Origin of the sequence: Dietzia cercidiphylli (assembly GCF_014145145.1) — a bacterium.
Lineage (GTDB): Bacteria > Actinomycetota > Actinomycetes > Mycobacteriales > Mycobacteriaceae > Dietzia > Dietzia natronolimnaea.
On record NZ_JAALEA010000220.1, the window covers coordinates 1 to 934 of the forward strand.

The window sequence follows — 934 nt, forward strand, 5'->3', positions numbered from 1 at the left end:
CATGACGCGATATCCGCGGTCGGCCAGCAGGCCCGCGATATCTCGGCCCAGGCCGCGACCGGCCCCGGTCACGAGCGCGCTGCGGGTCCTCGTCGTCGTCGTCTTCACTTCCCGTCCTTCAGGCCGGAGCGGAGTTCGCCGTAGGAGATCCCACCGTGGCAGTACGTCGGCACGACCGGCCAGAAACGCTTCCACGGCGCCAGTTCGGTGGAGGGCAGGATCTGGAGCCAGCGCGGGTCGGCCGGGCACGGGTCGGCGAGGGTCTTCTCCTTGATCATGGAGTCGTACTGGTCCAGCGCGTCCTCGAGGGTGTTGGCGTTGGGGCAGATCTCGCGGCCGTACTCGCGGTGGTAGCGGCGCACGCCCGGGATCTTCGACAGCTCCGGCTGCCAGTTGTCCAGGGAGATGCCGTTCTCCGAGGAGACCCAGACGCCGTCCGGGGTGTTGATGACCAGCGAGTGGTTGCCGTCCGTGTGGCCGGGCGTCCACAGCAGGGCGATGCCGGGGCCGAGCTCGATGTCACCGTCGAACACGGCGAACCTGTCCCGGTGGACGCCGTCGAGTCCGTCCTCGACGTACCAGGCCCATTGCATGGGGTGCAGGTCCTCCAGGGTGGCCAGTTCGCGGCGGTGCACGAGCAGCTGCGCGTCGCCGAACAGGGCGGTGCGCGGCGTCGGCTCGCCGGCGATCACCTCGCTCGAACCGAGAATCATCCGGGGGTCCTGCACGTGCAGGTGGTCGAACGTGAGGAAGTCCACGTCCTCCGGCCGCAGCCCCACCTTGGCCAGGGCCTCGCCGGGCTCGTTGAAGTACTTGAGGATCGCCTTGCTGGCCAGGCGGCCGCCGGGGACGGCGTCGACCAGCCTCTCCAGACTGGCGTAGAACGGCGCCTTGGCGGAACCGGCGGGGACGGTCGGCTCGAACACCAGGGTGC

1 protein-coding gene is annotated in these 934 nt (G+C 69.6%); it reads right to left on the reverse strand.

What is annotated here, in order from left to right; all coding sequences use genetic code 11:
• Positions 1-104: 104 nt before the first annotated feature.
• A partial coding sequence (locus tag G6028_RS08460) for an MBL fold metallo-hydrolase (protein ID WP_182658622.1) occupies positions 105-934 on the reverse strand: 830 nt, incomplete at its 5' end.